The following is a 17951-nucleotide window of genomic DNA, read 5'->3' as shown; positions in this document are numbered from 1 at the left end:
CGGACGGCCCCAGACTAGAGCCGCCCTATGCGTCGTTCTAATGCCTTTTCATGCCTGCGAGGCGTCGGAGATCGATCCACGTGTCAGCGAGGCGACGGAGGTGCCGGGCTCTGCCCGCTGGCATGTACATCGCGTTTACGGCGATCGCGAGCTGGTTCGCGATCGCTTCGTAGTGGTCGCTCCATTCTTCGGTGCGCTTCGGTTTGGTCCAAGTGGTGAACTCGGCCGCCGGGGAAATATTCCATTCCCTCGCCAACGCAAGGTTCTTCGGCTCGTAGACCGAGCGCAGTTCCTCGAAGATGTCACTCGTCGTGAATGGCGTGTCGGTGGCGCTTCCCAGTTCATAGACGGCACGCAGCAGTTCGGTGCGCCTGGCTGAGCCTAGGGTTGGCGAGAGGTTCATAAGTCGCGTGATTTCCGTCTCAAGGCGAGTGAGCGAGGCGTAACGTGGAACGTCGCTCGAACAGAGCGTGTCGGCAGCTTGGTCAGCTCCGACAGTCTGGCAGAACCAGCGGGCGATGCCTGGTCCCTTGGTCATATCGTCGAACGAAGCGGCTATGAATTCGCCTGAGAAGCCGGTGTCGCGAAAAAAGCCGAAGCGATTCGCATAGTCGAGCAGCGCTGGGCCTGCGTCTTCGAGATACTTCCGGAAATCGCGTGTCTCGCCATGACGATTGCCTGCAACCTGCTGCCGATAGAAGCTGTCAATCCATTTGTCCTGGCGACGCAGGGTTATCATGATTGAAACCGGGCCGATGCCCTCAAGATCTCGGACGAGCGCCCGCACGTGTTGAGGCGCAGTAGTGCTGAGGTTCTCAGCCGATATGAAGACGCGTCGAGGCGCAGTGGATGCTATTTCTTCAGCAAGCGCCCGGACCATCGAATTGCGCTCGCTCGGCGAGCAAAAACCGTCGTGACCGGGCAGGCCGTTCGCTTTTGGGCCGTGATGCTTGGGAGCGGATAGTCCAGTGTTGGGAAAGAGCAGACGGTCGGCGCTGAGGAGAAGCTGTCGATGCTTCTGAAGCAGTAATTGCAGGAACGTTGTGCCTGTCTTGTGAATACCAACGTGCAGAAATAGCTCGGGCTGCATGTCGACGCTACCACTCGCTCCACGGGCTCATGTCCTGAGCGGACCAACCAGGACCTCAACTAATTCGAGACGTTAGGTGCGATGGGGCGGGCAGGCAAGCGCGCAGGCTTTGAGCGCTTAATCGAGCACGTTTCACGGGTTGTGGCGCGGCAGAACCGCTCGCCAAATGCGCGAGAGTGGTGTGCCGTCAACGTCAGTCGGCGCGGTTGAATTTGTAGGAGATGCCGAGCATGCCGGTGAGGAGGCTGGGGTGCTCGCTGTCGCTGTAGCTGTCGCCAAACAGCGTGCCGCTGTTGACGACCTGGCCGTCGAATTCCGAATAGCGCATCTCGCCGCGCAGGAAGACGTTGTGGCCGATCAGCGTCTCCATGCCGAAGCCGACGACATAGCCATTGTACGTGATCGACGACTTGCCGGGCAGCACATCGACCGGGCCGGTATCGGGGTAAATGTCGTACCAGCCGTCGCTCTTGAAGTGCGCCTGGGTGAAGCCCGCGAGGAAGTAAAGCATCGTCGTCGGCGTGAAGAGGTAACCGGCGCGGCCGCCGATCGACCACTGCCATTCCATCGTCAGCTCATCATCGATGGCGTCGCTGCTGCCGGTGGCCGTCGCCTTGTAGGTCTGGCTGATGTCGGTCCAATCAAAATCGGCGAACACTCCGAGGACGAACTTTTCCTTGATCTGGCGATCGGCGCCCAGAAGAAAGCGGATGAGGCCGCCCTGAGCGGATTGCCCGCTGAAGCTGGTGCTGTAAGTCTGGCCGCCGACGTTCTCATAATAGTCGTCGCGGGTGTCCGCCTGGCCATAGCCGGCGCCGGCGCCGAGATAGATGCCGCTCCAGATGGGCGCGGCCGGAGCCTTGAACGATTTGGGATCCTCGTAGCCGTCTGCCAATGCGGAACCAGCGATCGCCAGCGCGAAGGTCAGTCCGAGTGTCAGTCGCAGCATGCCAATCCCTCGTTATTTTCGGAGGCTGTGTACGCCTTCGCTCAATCGTCGAGCTTTGGTTGGAAGTGGCGGTGATTCGGGTGGGATGTCGAGGCGTCCTCCCACCGGTTTTCCACCTTGTGTCCTCAGTGTTACTCGTCCGACGCAACCTGCCTTTGTCGCGCTCTAGCGTTTGTCGGAGCAGCGCGAATCGGGTGTGTCTCGATTTGAGCGGATGCGTACGGAAGAAAATCGAGAAGAAGACTCGCTCCGGGGTTGCAGGAGGCATTGATGCTGCGGACGGAAGTTCTGAAGGCGATCCGAAATCTTGTCGGGTGCGCTGTATTTATGATGCTTCTGCCTATGCAGCACGCGCTCGCGCAGCCCGCTCAGGCGCAGACAGGCATTCCTTCGCTGGAAATCCTCGATGACAATGAAGAGAACGCGAAGGGTGCCAAGTTCAGCGTGAACGTGGGCCTCGCGTCGGACTATCGATTCCGCGGCTTCAGCGACACGGATGGCAGCGCGGCTATCCAGGGCGGCGCGGACTTCAAATACGATTGGTTCTATGCCGGTGTGTGGGCGACGAACGTCAACTTCGGCGTCTTCCCCAATCTCGACAATGGATTTGAGGAGTCGGGCGACTACTCGATCTACAGCTGGGTCGGCGCCAACAAGAAGTTCGGGCGGACGGAGCTGGATGGCGGCTTCATCTATTATGCCTATCCGAACTCGGCGGGCTGGGCTGACCTCGACTTCTTCGAGTTCTACGGCTCGGTGAACTACGATCTCATTCCGAAGGATCTCGTCGGCGGTGTCACGCTTTACTACTCTCCCGACTATCAGGGCGGCGTGGGTCGCAACTGGATCATCGAGTCATCGCTGGTGAAGTATCTGCCGAAATTCGGCGACGACTGGCAGCCCTCCGTCAGCGGCATGCTGGCTTACAGCGATGGCGAGCCCAGCAAGGGCGGTCTCGACTACTGGTATTGGAACGTCGGCGCTTCGGTCGTCATCGATTATTTCGAGTTCGACCTGCGCTTCTACGATACGTTCGACGTGCCCGGATACATCGATTGCTCGGACGTGTGCGACGGCAAGGTGGTCGGGCGCATCACGTTCGAGAACTGATCTCAGGCGGCGCGCGGCAGCTCCACATAGATTACAGGCGTTGCGGGGATCGGCGGCGGTTTGAGCTGCGCCAGAACGCTGGCTCGACCCCGTGCGATCTGCTCGCATGGAATGCCTGCCCACACGCTGCCGGCGGGGAGCGTTTCACCCTTCATCAGAACCGAGAGAGGTTGCAGTTTGGCGCCGGCGTGCATCTGCGTGTCGTAGAGAACCACGGCCATGTTGCCGATGGAGCAGCCGCGGCCGATGCGGAGCGTGTCTGCCTTGAACACGCGATCCTCGAAAAGATGGTTCTGGATCGTGGCGCCGAGGTTGAGCGCGGCGTGATCGTCGATATGGACGAGGTCGAACTCTGAGAACAGCGTCGTGTCGATGAAGGTCCAGCTTCCGACCTTGCAGCCCATCATGCGCAGCGCCGGCGCAGCCATGCGGGTTCCGAGCAGCGGCGTCATGACGATGGCGACGACGCCCTCGTAGAGCGCGTTGACCAGCTCGTTCACCCAGACGAAGCGGGACCATAGTGGGCGCACGGTGGGCTCGAGCGTACCCATGAGCGCCTTCTTGATCAGGGCAATCATGAGAATGGCATTGAATGAGGCGGCTGCATTGAGGGCCGGCACGGCGAGCACGACGCCCCACAGCGGCAAGTTCTGCCAGGCGATGACGAGGCCTATTGCGAGAAGGACGAGATTGGCCATCAGGATCGTACCGGGGGCGATAACGCGCACGGCATCGATGACGGCGCGCTGGCGCTGCATGGACCTGGTCGGCGCAAACGTCGTTGCTTCGGGGAAGCAGCAGTCCTGCTGGCGATGGGGCAGCTTGAAGGATGGCGTGCCGAGCCAGGCGCTGTCGTCCGGCACGCGCGTGCCGCAGGGCGGGGTGGAAGACACGCCGATCAGGACGTCGTCGCCGACAATAGTGCCGCCGGGGACAAGCGCGCTGTTGCCGATGAAGGTTTTGGAGCCGATTGCAACTGGAGCCGTCTGCACGTAGCCGGCGTGGATCCGCTGGCCGCCCACAAGGCAGGCGTCGGCGAGGAAGCTCCCATCGCCCACCTCGAGATGGTCGGGGCAGATGTGGGCGACAGTCGAGATTTCCGAGCCATGGCCGATGGTGGCACCGAGCTTGCGCAGAAACGCGGGGAGATAGACGGTCGCGTAGAGCGGCATCACGATCTGCCGCGTGTTCTCCATCAGGTACTTCGCGAACCAGTGGCGCAGGTAGGCGATGCTGTACTGGCGGATGGTTCCGGTTTCGAGCCTGCCGATCAGGTAACGCTTCACGGCGATGGTGCCGAGCAGATAGCAGGCGACCGACAGCGGCACCGACAGAAGTGCAGCCGGTATCGTCCACAGTGGGCCGGCGAAGTAGAGCGCTGCCAAGATCAGCAATGCGGACGGCGCGATGGTTGCCAGCAGGAAATAGCCCATCGCGTAAATGAGGGCGAGGTGCAGAAAGCCGAACAGGAACGCGCGGCCGAAACGCGGCGGCGGCGTCAGCTGGTCGCCGGGGGCGCGCACTGCCGCATGCAGGGCCGGTGATCCAGCGCGCATTTCGCCGGGGTCGAGCGCGGTGCCATCCGACAGTGCCGACATATCATCGAGACGTGCGCCGTCGCCCATGAGAGTGTCGAGGCCGAGATTGCAATGCATGCCCACGAAGCAATCGCGGCCGATGTCAATCGGAGCGATGACCAGCATGCCGTCCTCGACGCGGCAGCCGAGGAGCTGCGTTTCGGTGCCAATGCTGCTGCCGCGGCCGATGGAGACGACATCGAAGGCGAGGCAGTGCGAGGTTGCAAGCGTGACGCCGCGGCCGATGCGGGCGCCCATGGCGCGATAATAGAGGCTCATCAGCGGCGTGGCGGCGAACATGTCGGACCAGGCGAGCGCCTGGAAGCGCGTTACCAGCCACCAGCGATAGTAATAGAAGCCCCAAACCGGGTAGCGCCCGGGCTTATAGCGGCCGATCACCAGCCATTTGATAGCGATGGTGAGCAACACCATCGACGGCCAGTAGCCGAAGCCGAAGACGGTGGAGATGGAGGCGGCTTCCACCCAGGTGATGTTGCCATTGTAGATCGCCGTGGTGAGTAGGATGGCGAAGCTGATAGGCGCGGACGCGAGAGCGTAATAGGCGAGAACGGAAACGCCCTGCAGCCAACTAACGAGGTTGCGGGTGATGGGCCCGACACTGGCGAAGGCGAGTTCGCTGGGCGTCACCAATGCTTCGTCGGCCGTATGGGCCGGCTCGCCGTTGTCGACGCCGCGTTGGCGCAGCTCTATTGCGAGCGCGCGGACGGTTGGGTGGCGATAGAGGTCGCGCACGGCGATGGAGGTGTTGGCGAAGCTGGTGCGTAGCGCGGAAATGGTGCGTGCGGCGAGCAGGGAGTGGCCGCGCAGGTCGGTGAAGAAATCGTCGATTACCGAGATTTCCGGGATGCCGAGCGCGTCCTGCCAGATGCTGACGATGCGTCGCTCCAACTCGTCTGCGGGGCGTTCGATGTCGCCGCGCGTACGCTTCAGAAGCGTGTGTGGTTCGGGCAGCGCCTTGCGGTCGACTTTGCCGCTGTTGGAGAGCGGAATGTCATCGATGACGTCGAGATACTTCGGCAGCATGTATTCGGGGAGGACGCGGCTCAACTCCTCGGCGAGCGTGCCGGCATCGAGTGTGTCGGCGTTGTCGGCGACGACGAAGGCGGCGAGTTCCATGCCCTGCTCTGTCTGGGCAACCTTTACAGCGGCGGCGCGAATTCCCGGCTGCTGCTGTAGTACGGCTTCGATCTCGGACAGCTCGACGCGGAACCCGCGGATTTTGATCTGTCCGTCGATGCGACCGATGAACTGCAGGTCGCCGGTCTCCAATAGGCGGACTTGATCGCCGGTACGATAGAGACGGCCGTCATCGATGAGCGGCAGATGGAAGAAGCGCTCGTCGGTCATCTCAGGCGCGTTCACATAGCCGCGCGCGATGGCGGGGCCGCCGATATAGAGCTCGCCGACTTCGCCGACGGCGACGGGCTCCATGTCCTCGTCGAGAACGTGGGTGCGATAGCCGGGCAGCGCGTGTCCGATGGTGACGGGCTGACCAGGGATGCATTCAGACAGCGTGGCGACGACGGTGGCTTCCGTCGGACCGTACGTGTTGAGCAGGCGGCGCCAGGGCTTTGCCCATCTGTTGACGAGCTCGGCCGAGCAGGCTTCGCCGCCGACCACGATGGTCGATACGGTCGGCAGCTCCTGATCGATCATCGAGAGGAATGTTGGGATGGTCGAAAAGTAGGTGATGGCACGCTGCCGGATGAACTCGGCGGCATCGACCGGGGAGCGCGATATGTCTTGCGGCGGGACGACGAGCGTTGCGCCTTGCGAGAACGCCAGCCAGATCTCTTCGACCGAGGCGTCGAAGGCGACGGAAAAGCCCTGGTAGATGCGCTCGTCCTCGTCGACGCAATAAGCTTCGAGCATGCCCTCGATGAAGGCAGACGCGTTGCGGTGCTCGATCATCACGCCTTTGGGGCGGCCGGTGGAGCCGGACGTATAGATGACGTAGCAGGGGTCTTTGGGCTTGAGATCGAGGCTGCGGGTGGAGATCGTTGTGGCCGGCAGCTCTTCGATCCAATCCTTGTCGGAATCGAGAAGCAGGAAGCGTGCGTCGACCGTGCCGCCGAGACGCTCGGCGCCAACGGCATCGGTGATGACGACGCTGGCGCCGCAATCAGCCAGGATGGCCGACATGCGGTCGGTGGGGAATTTGGGGTCTAGCGGCACGTACCCCGCGCCGGCCTTCAGTGTGCCGAGCATGGTGGCGTAGAGGTCCGGGGACTTGTCGAGGAGGATGCCGACGAGCGCGGTTGGTTCGAGACCGCAGCGCTGCAGGGCGTGGGCGATACGGTTGGCGTAGCGGTCAAGCTCGACGTAGGTGAGCGAGGCGTTCTGGCACTCCACGGCGACGCGATGAGGCACGCGGTCGACCTGGCGCTCGAAATAGCGATGCAGGAAACGCGGCGCGGTGGGGTGGCTCACTGGGACGCCGGTGTGTTCGGTGCCAACGAAAGCCATGATGCGTTTCCCTAAGTCCTCTTTGAGCCGAGGATCGGTTTGGTTACTGCCTCGTCAGGCGCGTTTGAGCTCCCTTTCGACGGGTTCATCGAAGGCAAGGCTGATGCTCAGGGCGCCCGAAGGGCTTTCGAGATCCCATGTCGCAAGTCGCGTTCCAAAACCGCAGTCGTTGGCGGGGGCGCTCACGGCAAGGCCGACGCCGAGGAGCTTGGCAAAGGCTTCTTTGGCCGTCCAAGCGTGCGAAAACGCACTTTCGCGCTGGGCGGGCGGGGCGCGATTAATCATGTCGCGGTCTGTGCTGAGTAGGAAGTCGTCGGCGAGGCTGTGCCAGTTGGGCACAGCGCAATGCTCGATATCGAGACCGATGCGCCCCGAAGTGGAGATGGCGATGCACGAGGTCGTTCCGGCGTGAGAGATGCTGAAGTCGAGCGCGGGCAGATGCGGAGCGAGCAGCAACTTGCCGTAGTTGCTCCGGGTGAATTGCCATGCTTCGGGCGCGATTGTTCCCCCCACAGCGTCCGTTAACGCTGCGCGCAGCAGCGCGCGAACTGCAAAGCCACGCTCTCGTGCGTCGCCGCGCAGACGGCTTAGTTCGCGCCAGTCTTCAGCGGTGAGAAGGCTGCGTGGCGCGACAAAGTTATCCTCGCTGCGGTCGAGCCGCCATAGGCTGACATGTGCAGGAACGGAAGCGGGGAGAGCGACAAGCTCGCCGAAGCAAAGCGTCTTGGCGGTGCGTTCATGGTTGACGTCGGACGCGCTGGGTAGCGTGCGCACCGCGGTGTTGGCCGGCATTCATTGGACCTTGCGTACGAGTTCGTACGCGAGCGACGCATGGCGCGTGCCAATTGGGGCTACCGATTAACCGCTTGTGCACAAATGTGCGGAGCAATTGAAGCAAATGCGCAAAACATTGCGCGTTTTCGTTAACCGTTGACGCTAATGGCCGAATGGATCCAGAGGCGCCTTAACGAAGGCGCGATTGCTCCCACATGGGTGGGGCCGCAATCACTGGAGGGGACGTGAGGATCAATATCAGGAGCGGGCTGGGCGTCTCTGCTTGCATTGTGGCGCTGTTAGCATTGCAGCCTGCTGCGCAAGGGAAGCTGTCCGTGAAGAAGGGCTATGACATTACGCGCACGGGGCTGAAGCCGAGCTATCCGGAAGGATATGATTGCTCGCCGTTGACTTCGCTCTACGCGAGCTGGATCGACGTCGATGGCACGCGTCGCGACGAGGTGCATTCGGGCATCGACGGTGGGCGTCTGGGTGATGCGGTGTTGGCGCCGGCGCCTGGTGTGGTGTCGGCGGTATGGAAGGCCAACTGGCAGTGGGGCGATGAAGGCGCGCTGCTCATCCGGCATACGCGAGAGGATCTCAACCTCGATAAGGGTGCGCCGTATTACTACTCGGCGTTCTATCACCTGAAGTACGAGGACGTCGTTGGCTTTAAACCCGGCGACAGGATCGAACGTGGACAGAAGCTGGCGAACGTGTTTCGACCGGGCGGGAAAGCGAAGTACCTGCCGGAAGTGCATCTGGAAGTGTACGAGGTGCGCGACGACGCGGCGACAGTGTGGAAGACGAACAAATATGGCCGCCCCGATTGGGACAACGATACCGCGCGGCTGATCGATCCATTGTATCTGATGGCGCTGCACGACCCGCCTGACGATGGCGTGCACGTGGAGGTGCAGCCTTACGATGCCGGCGTCGATTTCAGCGACTTTCAGGGTTTCAGTTATATCCTGCCGTGCGTGAAGCGCTGACGAGCGCGATTATTCCGCGGCGCAATAGCCGTGTGGCGGCCGCCCTATAGAATCGGTGGAAAGAGCGTTCAAAGGCGCGCACGTTGTCTCATTGACGCCACGCGGGGCCCTGCTGCTGGGGCCAGTCCACGGGCGAGCCGGCTCATCCACTTGACCCGCTCGGGGAAGGCGTTGCATGAGCCCCGGGTGGCAAGGAGCGCAGCATGGACAAGATCAATCAACGCATCGCAACCGAGCTCAACGTTGCTCCCAAGCAGGTCGCTGCTGCAGTGGAGTTGCTGGGTGAGGGGGCGACGGTTCCGTTCATCGCGCGCTACCGCAAGGAGAAGACCGGCGGCCTCGACGATACGCAGCTGCGTAAGCTGGAAGAGCGGCTCGGCTATTTGCGTGAGCTGGAAGACCGGCGCGCATTGGTGCTGAAGACCATCGACGGTCTCGGCAAGCTGACGCCGGAGCTTACGCGATCGATCAACGGTGCCGAGACGAAGATCGAGCTGGAAGACATCTACGCGCCGCTCAAGCCGAAGCGGCGCACGAAGGCGCAGGCCGCGCGTGAGGCGGGCCTGGAGCCGCTGAGCGAGGCCCTGCTGAGTAATCCTGCACTCGATCCGGAAGCGGAAGCGGCCAAGTTCGTCGATAGCGAAAAAGGCATCGCCGATACGAAGGCGGCGCTGGAAGGCGCGCGGCACATCCTCATCGAGCGCATTGCGGAAACGCCGACGGTGGTCGGCAGCTTGCGCGAATGGATGTGGAGCGACGGCGAATTGAAGTCGGTGGTGCGCAAGGGCAAGAACGAAGAAGGCGCCAAGTTCTCCGACTACTTCGAGTTCGGGCAGCGCATCAAGGACATCCCCTCGCACCGCGCGCTCGCCATGCTGCGCGGCCTGAACGAGGGCGTGCTGGCGCTGGAGCTCGATATTCCGCACGAGGCGGGGAAGACGCATCCTGCCGAGGGGCGCATCAAGAACGCGTTCGGGATTGCCGATCGTGGGCGCCCCGCCGATGCGTGGCTCGGGGATACGGTGCACCGCGCATGGGCCGACAAGCTGCATGGTTCGCTGCAGTCGGGGCTGCTTGCGCGCATGAAGGAGAAGGCGGACGCGGAAGCCATCGGGGTATTCTCGCGCAACCTGAAAGATCTGCTGCTGGCGGCGCCTGCAGGTCCCCGTGCAACGATGGGGCTCGATCCGGGCATCCGCACGGGCGTCAAAGTGGCCGTGGTCGATACGACCGGTAAGGTCGTGGCGACGACGACGATCTATCCGCATGAGCCGCGCCGTGACTGGAACGGGTCGCTGGCGACGCTTGCGGCGCTGTGCAAGCAGCACCGGGTCGACATCATCAGCGTCGGCAACGGAACCGGCGGTCGCGAGACGGACAAGCTCGTCGCCGAGCTGATGGCGAAGATGCCGGAACTGAAGCTGACCAAGGCAATGGTGTCGGAAGCGGGCGCTTCGGTCTACTCGGCGTCCGAGCTGGCGGCGAAGGAGTTCCCCGATCTCGATGTCAGTTTGCGTGGCGCGGTGTCTATTGCGCGGCGTCTGCAGGATCCGCTGGCGGAGCTGGTGAAGATCGAGCCGAAGGCGATCGGCGTTGGGCAATATCAGCACGACGTCGACCAGGGCGGCTTGGCGCGCTCGCTCGATGGGGTGGTGGAGGATTGCGTCAACTCCGTCGGTGTCGACGTGAATACGGCGTCTGTGCCGCTGCTGTCGCGCGTGTCGGGTCTCAATCAGACGCTGGCCTCGAACATCGTTGCCTTCCGCGACGAGAACGGCGCATTCAAATCGCGTGTGGCGCTGAAGAAGGTGCCGCGGCTTGGCGCGAAGGCATTCGAGCAGGCGGCGGGCTTCCTGCGCATCATGGATGGCAAGAACCCGCTGGATGGCTCGGCCGTGCATCCGGAGGCTTACGAAGTTGTCGAGAAGATCGCAGCAGCGACGGGCCGCCCGCTGAAATCGATCATCGGCGATAAGCCGTTTCTGAAATCGCTGAAGCCGGCGCAGTTTGCCGATGAGGCATTCGGCATTCCGACGGTGACGGATATTCTTGCCGAGTTGGAGAAGCCGGGCCGCGATCCGCGGCCTGAGTTCAAGACCGCAACGTTCGCGGATGGCGTCGACAGCATCGGCGACCTGAAGCCGGGGATGCAGCTCGAAGGCGTCGTGACCAATGTTGCCGCGTTCGGCGCGTTCGTCGACATCGGCGTGCATCAGGACGGACTGGTGCACATCTCGGAGATGGCGGACCGCTTCATCAAAGATCCGCACGAGGTGGTGAAGGCCGGCGACGTGGTGAAGGTGCGCGTCAAAGAGGTGGATGTCGCGCGCAAGCGCATCGCGCTGACGATGAAGTCGGGTGCCATCGATATCGGCGCCGGGCAACAGGCAGCGCGACCGAGTGCTTCGGCTCCGCGCTCGTCTGCTCCGCCTCCGCGGCAGGCCGCCCAGTCAGCCGGTGAAAGCGCGCTCGCAGCAGCACTGCGCAAGGCGCAGGAGAAGGGTCGCTAAGGGGCGTTTAGCAATCTCGGCGTCGATGCAACTCGAGTTCGGCGCCGGATCCGGCAACGGCTGCTGGGCAGCGATTCTGTGTCCGACCGGTGGGAGACGGTGGCGGCGATACGCTGAGACGATTTTGCCGGGTGGGAAATGACTACCCTCCCGGGGCACGGACGTTACAGCTCGCATTGCGGTGCGGACGGTCCGGATCGGGAACGCGAACTTCTGTGGCTCCAATCTCTCTATGTGATCACTGGACTTTTGCTTCCATCCGCGCTGCCTAATGCGTCCGCTGACAATCGGCACGCACTGCGCATCTGTCTTGCGGGTAGGACGCGGGGTGGGTTCTACTGCGGTGCAGCAAAGTCTGCTGTAGTTTCAATGCTCTTCGGCCGTTGCGGGCGTGTGCCGCTACGTCTACTTTCGGAGGTGTAATAACGAGATCCTGACAGGGGGTTCGGCTGGCCGGGACGCCGCCCGCATCCTCAACGGACCGGGGAAACTGCTTCAAAAATGAAGAACAAGGTCATTACGGCCTCACAGGCTGTCGCATTGATCAATGATGGCGACGTCGTCTGCACCACAGGTTTCGTGCAGAGCTGCATCCCGGAGATGCTGCACGCCGCGCTCGAACATCGCTATGTCGAGAGCCAGCATCCCAAGGGGCTGACGCTCATCATGTGCGCGGGCGCTGGCGACTCGAAGGGGCTTGGTACAGGCCGCCTGCATCATGAGGGTCTGCTGTCGCGCGTCATCGCGGCGAACTTTGGCAGAATGCCCAAGGTCGCGGAAGCTGCCCAAAAGAACAAGATCCAGGGATACAATCTTCCGCAGGGCGTGATCTCGAAGCTCTATCGCTCGTGCGCTTCCGGGCAGCCCGGTCTTTTCACCAAAGTGGGACTGCACACTTATGTCGATCCGCGCCTTGGCGGTGGCAAGGTGAACGAGGTGACGACCGAAGACATCGTCAAGCGCGTCGAGGTCGATGGCGAGGAGTGGCTGTTCTACAAGGCGACGCCGATCAACGTGGCGCTGATCCGTGCGACGAGCGCCGATCCCTCCGGCAACCTGTCGATGGAGAAGGAAGCGCTGACGCTGGACTGCCTCGCGCAGGCGATGGCGGCGCACAACAACGGCGGCATCGTTATCGCGCAGGTCGAGCGCGTGGTAGCGCATGGCTCGCTGAGGCCGAAGGACGTGCGCGTTCCCGGCATTCTCGTCGATTGCGTGGTGGTGGCCGATCCGCCGGAAATGCACCGCATGAACTACGGCGTGCACTATAACCCGGCGCTGTCTGGTGCGATCCGCGTTCCCGTCGAGCACATGCCGCGCATGGAACTCGACGAGCGCAAGATCATTGCGCGGCGCGCGGCGTTCGAGTTGCCGCTGAACGGTGCGATCAATCTGGGCGTCGGCGCACCTGACGGCGTCGCGGCGGTGGCTTCCGAAGAGCAGGTGACGCAGTACCTGACGATGACGACCGAGGCTGGTGCCATCGGTGGTGTGCTGGCGGGCGGATCGAGCTTCGGCTCGTCGGCCAACGCCGACAGCGTCATCGATCAGAACCAGATGTTCGATTTCTATCACGGTGGAGGGCTCGACCTTACTTGCCTCGGCGTGGCCGAGGTGGACGAGCAGGGCAACGTCAACACGAGTAAGTTCGGTGGCCGTCTCAACGGCTGCGGTGGCTTCATCGACATCTCGCAGAACTCGCGCGCTGTGGTGTTCGCTGGAACGTTCACGGCAGGCGGTCTGAAGATCGCCATCGAGGACGGCAAGCTGCGCATCGTGAACGAAGGGCGCGCGCGCAAGTTCGTGAAGGCAGTCGAGCAGATCACGTTCAGCGGTTCTTACGCTGCGTCGAAGTCTCAGCCGGTGATCTATGTGACCGAGCGCTGCGTGTTTCAGCTCACACCGGGCGGGCTGGAGCTGATCGAGGTGGCGCCGGGCATCGACATCGAGCGGGACATCCTCGCGCACATGGACTTCAAGCCGATCATCAACAAGCCGATGCCGATGGATGCTCGCATCTTCCGTGATGAGCCGATGGAACTCATGGAAGAACTGACCAATCTCAAGCTATGCGAGCGGTGCACTTACGATCCGGAGCGCAACATCCTGTTCCTCAACCTCGAGGGCTGGAGCGTGCGCAAGAAAGGCGACGTCGTTGATCTGCAGAAGGTGCTCGTCGACGCTTGCGTAAAGGCGGGGCGCCGGGTGAATGCGGTGGTCAATCATGACGGCTTCCGCATGGCGGAGGATCTCTACGACGACTACGCCGAGATGATCCAGTACATGATGAAGCACTACTACACGACGACGGCGCGGTATTCGACGAGCTCGTTCATGCGGCTGAAGATGCAGGAGGCGCTGAAGCGCCGCGGGCTGCAGCCGCATATCTTCGAGAGCGCGGACGAGGCACATGCCATCGTCGAGGCGTCTCGGGCCGCAGCCGAGTAAAGCGCGCAGACGAATAGCTGGAAAAAAGAGGCGCCGAAAGGCGCCTCTTTGCGTTGTGTCTGGTCGCTCAGGTGCGTGGGCGCATGGGGTCTGACTGCTGCAAGCTGCCCGTCGTCGGCGGTACAGCCATGATGGCCGGACGCTCGATAGTTCCCGTGAGCGGGCGGTCGGCTTCGCCGGGGTCGTTGAGGATCTCCGAGAGCGGGCGCTTGGTAAGGTCGGGATCGCCGAAATGGTCATCCAACGAGATGACGGGCGTTGCTTCCGCCGGCGCTGCCGCCTCTGCACTTGCAGTTGCCTGCGTCTTCTGGCGATGCACCCGAGCCGTTTCGACCGTGTCCTTGCTCGACCACCAAGAGCCGGGGAGAGCGGCCTCGATGACATCGGAGACGGTGAGGCGGCAGTTGTCCGTATAACAGCTCGTGAGGCGGACTTTCTCGTCGAGGGCAAAGTCCTGTGGCTTGGAAAGGGAAACGCGCACCAGCTGGCCACGACCGCGAACGCGATTGGGAAGCTGGAACTCCGGCGGAAGTGCGTCGGTGACGGGAAGCACGCGCTCGATATGGCCGGTGGCAACGCGACCGCGACCCTTGATCGACACTTCCTGCCCCTCGTCAACGTCGAAAAGGTAGTTCTCAGGGATGTAGGCGAGGACGTAGCTGGTGCCGGCGTAGATGTTGGCGACCGGCGTGGTGCCGGAGCTGAGGACCTCGCCGACCATGGCGACATGGCTGCCGACGTAGCCGCTTGCCGGGGCGGTGAGCACGCCACTGCCATAGGTGCGCTGCAGGTCAGCGTAGGCGGCCGACACCTGCTGGAGTGCGCCCTGGTTGGCGGTGATTTCAGTCTCGAGCGACGTCTTCTCCGCTTCGAGTGAGAGGAGCTTGTCCATCGCCTGCACCTGGGCGGTGGACATCTGCTGCATCGAACGAGCCAGCATCAGGCCCTTGGTGTTCGCAGCCTCGAGCTTGCTCAAGTAGGCGTTGGTGCTCTCGGCGGAGAGCTTCGCCATCGGGATGAGGGCGTTGACGACCTGGCGGCGGCCTTCGAGCTGGGCGATGCGGCCGGTGACGCGCGCCTGCTCGGCGGCGAGATCGGCGAGCGAGCGTGACATCGCAGCGGAGTCGACGATGGCAATCTTCTGGCCGGCTTCGACCCAGTCACCCGGACGCACGCTGACCTCGCGGATGCGCGCATCCGGCCAGGGGGAGGCGACGGCCACGGTCTGGCGCGTGACGAGCCCGTCGGCGTCCAGCATGAGGCTGCCGCCGCCGAGTGCGTAAACCGAAAGGGCACCCGCGCTACCGATGAAGAGGGTGGTCAACACCAGCTTGCGGAGCCGTCTCCACTTAACCTGGCTTGCCTGCAATTGTTCGCTCATGACTTTTCTCGTTGGTGTCACGCGGCGTGGGCGTGATTGTTGTGCAGTTTGCGGTGCATGATGCGGGCGACGATGCGCTCCGCAGCGTCTCCGCGTCCGAATGGGTTCGGTGCGTCGAGAAGCTGGCGCTCGTCGCCAGCGGTGAGCTGGCGAACGCCTTTGACGATGGCGTCGTAGTTGGAGCCGACGAGTTTGCCGAAGCCGGCCTTGACCACTTCGGGGCGCTCGGTGCTCTCGCGGGTGATGAGGATCTGCAGCCCGAAGGTCGGGGCCTCTTCCTGCACGCCGCCGGAGTCGGTGACGACGGTCCAGGCGTGGTCGAGGAGATAGACGAAGTCCGGGTACTGCAACGGCGCGAGGAGATGCACGTTCGGAGCATCGCCGAGGTACTTCATGACATCAGCGCGCACTTCGGGATTGAGGTGCACGGGCAGCGCGATGACCTTGTCGCCGTCATTTGCGAGTGTGCGCAGGGCGCGCAGCACATTGCGCATGGGGCTGCCGATGTTCTCGCGGCGATGCATCGTGGCGAGGACGAGCTTCTTATCGGTCGGAAGGGCCGCAACGTCGGCGTCGATCGGCGTGTAGTTGGTGCCGATCTTGGCGCGAGCGTAGAGCAGCGCGTCGACCACGGTGTTGCCGACCATGACGATGTCCTTTGCGGGGACGCCTTCACGGATAAGGTTGCTGCGCGCTTCGTGCGTCGGCGGGAAGTGCAGGGTGGTCGCTTGGCCGATGAGGCGGCGGTTGAACTCCTCGGGGAACGGCGAATAGAGGTCGCCGGTGCGCAGGCCGGCCTCGACGTGGGCGACTGGAACGCGGCCCATGAATCCGGCAGTGGCGGCCGCAGCAGCGGTCGCGGTGTCGCCCTGGACGATGATCCAGTCGTAGGAATTGGCGCGCAGGATCTTCTCGACCTGCTCGGTCATGCGGCCGAACTTGCCGGCGAGACCCTGCTCATCGACGATGTTGGTGCCGTTGTGGGTGACGGTGATGCCGAAGAAATCGAGCAGACCGGCTGCCAGCTCGATGTGCTGACCGGACCAGAATACATCGAGCTCGGCGCCAGCGTTCTGCAATGCCTTGCAGACGGGGCCTAGCTTGATGATCTCAGGGCGGGTGCCGAAGGCGACGAGAATACGCATTACTTTTGTTCTCTTCGTTCTCATGTCAGCGGTTGGCGGAGACGAAATCGTCGGGGATGTCGTGCTCCGTCTTCGACCAGACGATGGGTTTGGTGGCGAGCTGGGATTCGCCTAGGAAGGTTTTCCAGGCGCGCCAGACGGCGGCCATGTTGATGTAAAGGGCCGCCGGCCAGCGGATGGCGATGCCGATCCAGTCGTATTTGCCGTAGACCTCGTAGCCGGAGATGACGCGCACGACGTAGCGCGTGACGAATGCGAAGAGGTTGATCCACATGCAGGCGATGACCACGTTGCCCATCGCCTCGGGGAAGTCCGCGAGGTCGACGTAGCCGAGCAGCATGAATGCCAGGAGCACAGCCGAGATGGGCGGCAGGAAGCTGGTGATCATGCCTTTGCGGTCGCGCAGAAAGAAATAGAAGTCCCACGGATCGCCTTGCCAACCGAGCTTGCAGTAGGCTTCAAAGTTGATGCCGTAGACCCAGCGGGTCTTCTGCTTGATTGATGCAGCCAGCGTCTTGGGGAAATATTCGCGCGTGGCGACGAAGTCGAAGCCGTCGTCGACATTGCGCGAGATGGCGGCGAAGGCCGATTTGAATCCGGCGCGCTTGGCCTCGATGCCGAGGATGTAGTCCTCGGTCACCGTGCCCGACATCAGTACCTGTCCGCGCGTTGCGAGGAAGTGCTTGATGAGGCGCTTGGTCATGCAGGTGCCGACGCCGGCGGAGGGAATTGCGGCGCCGACGGCGTCGCGGACGATCAGCTCGCGGGTGTGACGCTCGGCGAACTCGTCCATGTAGGTCGAGGCGACGATGGCGCCTTTGCCGCGGTTGAGCGAGAACACGGGAGCCTGGATGAAGTCGTTCTCCTTGGCGTAGGCCGCGTAAACGGGGAACGAGCGCGCGTCGATCACGTCCTCGCTGTCGTGCAGGACGACGAGCTCGGGCGCATCATCGCTGGCGAAGACCTGCGCGAACATCTCGTTGAGCATCTGCCCCTTGGAGGTCGGGCCGGGCAGACGGTTGACGATGACCTTCACGCGGTCGGGGTATTTCGCGGCGAGCTCCTGGGCGACGCGCAGCGTGCCGGTGTCGTTGGGGTAGACACCGAGATAGAGCGAGACCTGCGGGATCTGAATGCGCGCGAGGTTGCCCTCGACCATCTTTCCGAGGACGTCCTCTTCCTGCCAGTTGGCAACGAATACGGCAGTGGGGGGAACGGCGATCTCGCCGTCATCGAGCTGCGGGACGCGGCGGCGCACGATGCCGAGCGCGATGAGGTCGATGAACGCGTCGTCGATGGACGACACGGCGATCAACACGCTCACCGCAAACAGCAGGATGATGAGGAACTCTAACACTTGGCGCCTTCCGGGTTACCCCTCGATCGGGGCAACTTCTCTAAAATTCGAACTTTGTGTGTACTGGCTTTAGTTCGAATTTTCGGAAAAGCGGCTTAAAGTGTTCCATTGATCGCGGCGAAAACGCTAAC

11 protein-coding genes are annotated in these 17951 nt (G+C 62.7%); 4 read left to right on the top strand and 7 right to left on the bottom strand.

Annotated features, from left to right (window positions below; all coding sequences use genetic code 11):
* Nucleotides 1–37: 37 nt before the first annotated feature.
* Both ACP15D_RS04210 and ACP15D_RS04205 read right to left on the bottom strand, forming a co-directional pair.
* Nucleotides 38–1090 carry a hypothetical protein gene (locus ACP15D_RS04210; RefSeq protein WP_424956307.1) on the bottom strand — a complete coding sequence of 351 codons (1053 nt, stop codon included), beginning with the start codon at nucleotides 1088–1090 and terminating at the stop codon, nucleotides 38–40.
* 193 nt (nucleotides 1091–1283) lie between these two features.
* Nucleotides 1284–2039: an outer membrane protein gene (locus tag ACP15D_RS04205; protein WP_424956306.1), complete on the bottom strand. Its 756-nt coding sequence runs from the start codon at nucleotides 2037–2039 to the stop codon at nucleotides 1284–1286.
* A gap of 270 nt (nucleotides 2040–2309) precedes the next feature.
* On the opposite strand from ACP15D_RS04205, the gene ACP15D_RS04200 reads away from it, so the two are divergent.
* Nucleotides 2310–3149, top strand: coding sequence for a TorF family putative porin (locus tag ACP15D_RS04200; protein ID WP_424956305.1), 840 nt, complete (start codon nucleotides 2310–2312; stop codon nucleotides 3147–3149).
* A gap of 2 nt (nucleotides 3150–3151) precedes the next feature.
* Here ACP15D_RS04200 and ACP15D_RS04195 read toward each other — a convergent pair whose 3' ends face one another.
* Nucleotides 3152–7213 (bottom strand): Pls/PosA family non-ribosomal peptide synthetase, encoded by a 4062-nt coding sequence (locus tag ACP15D_RS04195; protein WP_424956304.1) that lies wholly within the window; start codon nucleotides 7211–7213, stop codon nucleotides 3152–3154.
* Between the two features lie 54 nt (nucleotides 7214–7267).
* Nucleotides 7268–8005, bottom strand: a complete 738-nt coding sequence (locus ACP15D_RS04190; RefSeq protein ID WP_424956303.1) for a 4'-phosphopantetheinyl transferase family protein — start codon at nucleotides 8003–8005, stop codon at nucleotides 7268–7270.
* Between the two features lie 317 nt (nucleotides 8006–8322).
* Here ACP15D_RS04190 and ACP15D_RS04185 point away from each other — a divergent pair, with 317 nt between their 5' ends.
* The 3 genes from ACP15D_RS04185 to ACP15D_RS04175 all read left to right on the top strand — a co-directional run bounded on the left by ACP15D_RS04185 (nucleotide 8323) and on the right by ACP15D_RS04175 (nucleotide 13937).
* A complete protein-coding gene (locus ACP15D_RS04185) occupies nucleotides 8323–8979 on the top strand; it encodes a M23 family metallopeptidase (protein ID WP_424956302.1) in 657 nt (218 codons plus the stop codon).
* A gap of 203 nt (nucleotides 8980–9182) precedes the next feature.
* A complete protein-coding gene (locus ACP15D_RS04180; RefSeq protein WP_424956301.1) occupies nucleotides 9183–11489 on the top strand; it encodes a Tex family protein in 2307 nt (768 codons plus the stop codon).
* Between the two features lie 501 nt (nucleotides 11490–11990).
* Entirely contained in the window at nucleotides 11991–13937 is a 1947-nt protein-coding gene (locus tag ACP15D_RS04175) for an acyl CoA:acetate/3-ketoacid CoA transferase (RefSeq protein WP_424956300.1), read from the top strand.
* A gap of 67 nt (nucleotides 13938–14004) precedes the next feature.
* On the opposite strand, the gene ACP15D_RS04170 is transcribed toward ACP15D_RS04175, so the two are convergent.
* Genes ACP15D_RS04170 through ACP15D_RS04160 form a run of 3 tightly spaced genes read right to left on the bottom strand, consistent with a single transcriptional unit; the run spans nucleotide 14005 to nucleotide 17820 of the window.
* The gene (locus ACP15D_RS04170; protein WP_424956299.1) at nucleotides 14005–15318 is read right to left on the bottom strand and encodes an HlyD family secretion protein; all 1314 of its coding nucleotides are present in this window, start codon (nucleotides 15316–15318) and stop codon (nucleotides 14005–14007) included.
* Between the two features lie 17 nt (nucleotides 15319–15335).
* Nucleotides 15336–16463, bottom strand: coding sequence for a non-hydrolyzing UDP-N-acetylglucosamine 2-epimerase (wecB, locus tag ACP15D_RS04165; protein ID WP_424956298.1), 1128 nt, complete (start codon nucleotides 16461–16463; stop codon nucleotides 15336–15338).
* A gap of 25 nt (nucleotides 16464–16488) precedes the next feature.
* A complete protein-coding gene (locus ACP15D_RS04160) occupies nucleotides 16489–17820 on the bottom strand; it encodes a glycosyl transferase family protein (RefSeq protein ID WP_424956297.1) in 1332 nt (443 codons plus the stop codon).
* Nucleotides 17821–17951: the final 131 nt, after the last annotated feature.

This window comes from Hyphomicrobium sp. 1Nfss2.1 (genome assembly GCF_965243865.1).
Lineage (GTDB): Bacteria > Pseudomonadota > Alphaproteobacteria > Rhizobiales > Hyphomicrobiaceae > Hyphomicrobium_A.
This window is presented reverse-complemented; position numbering and strand designations above follow the sequence as displayed.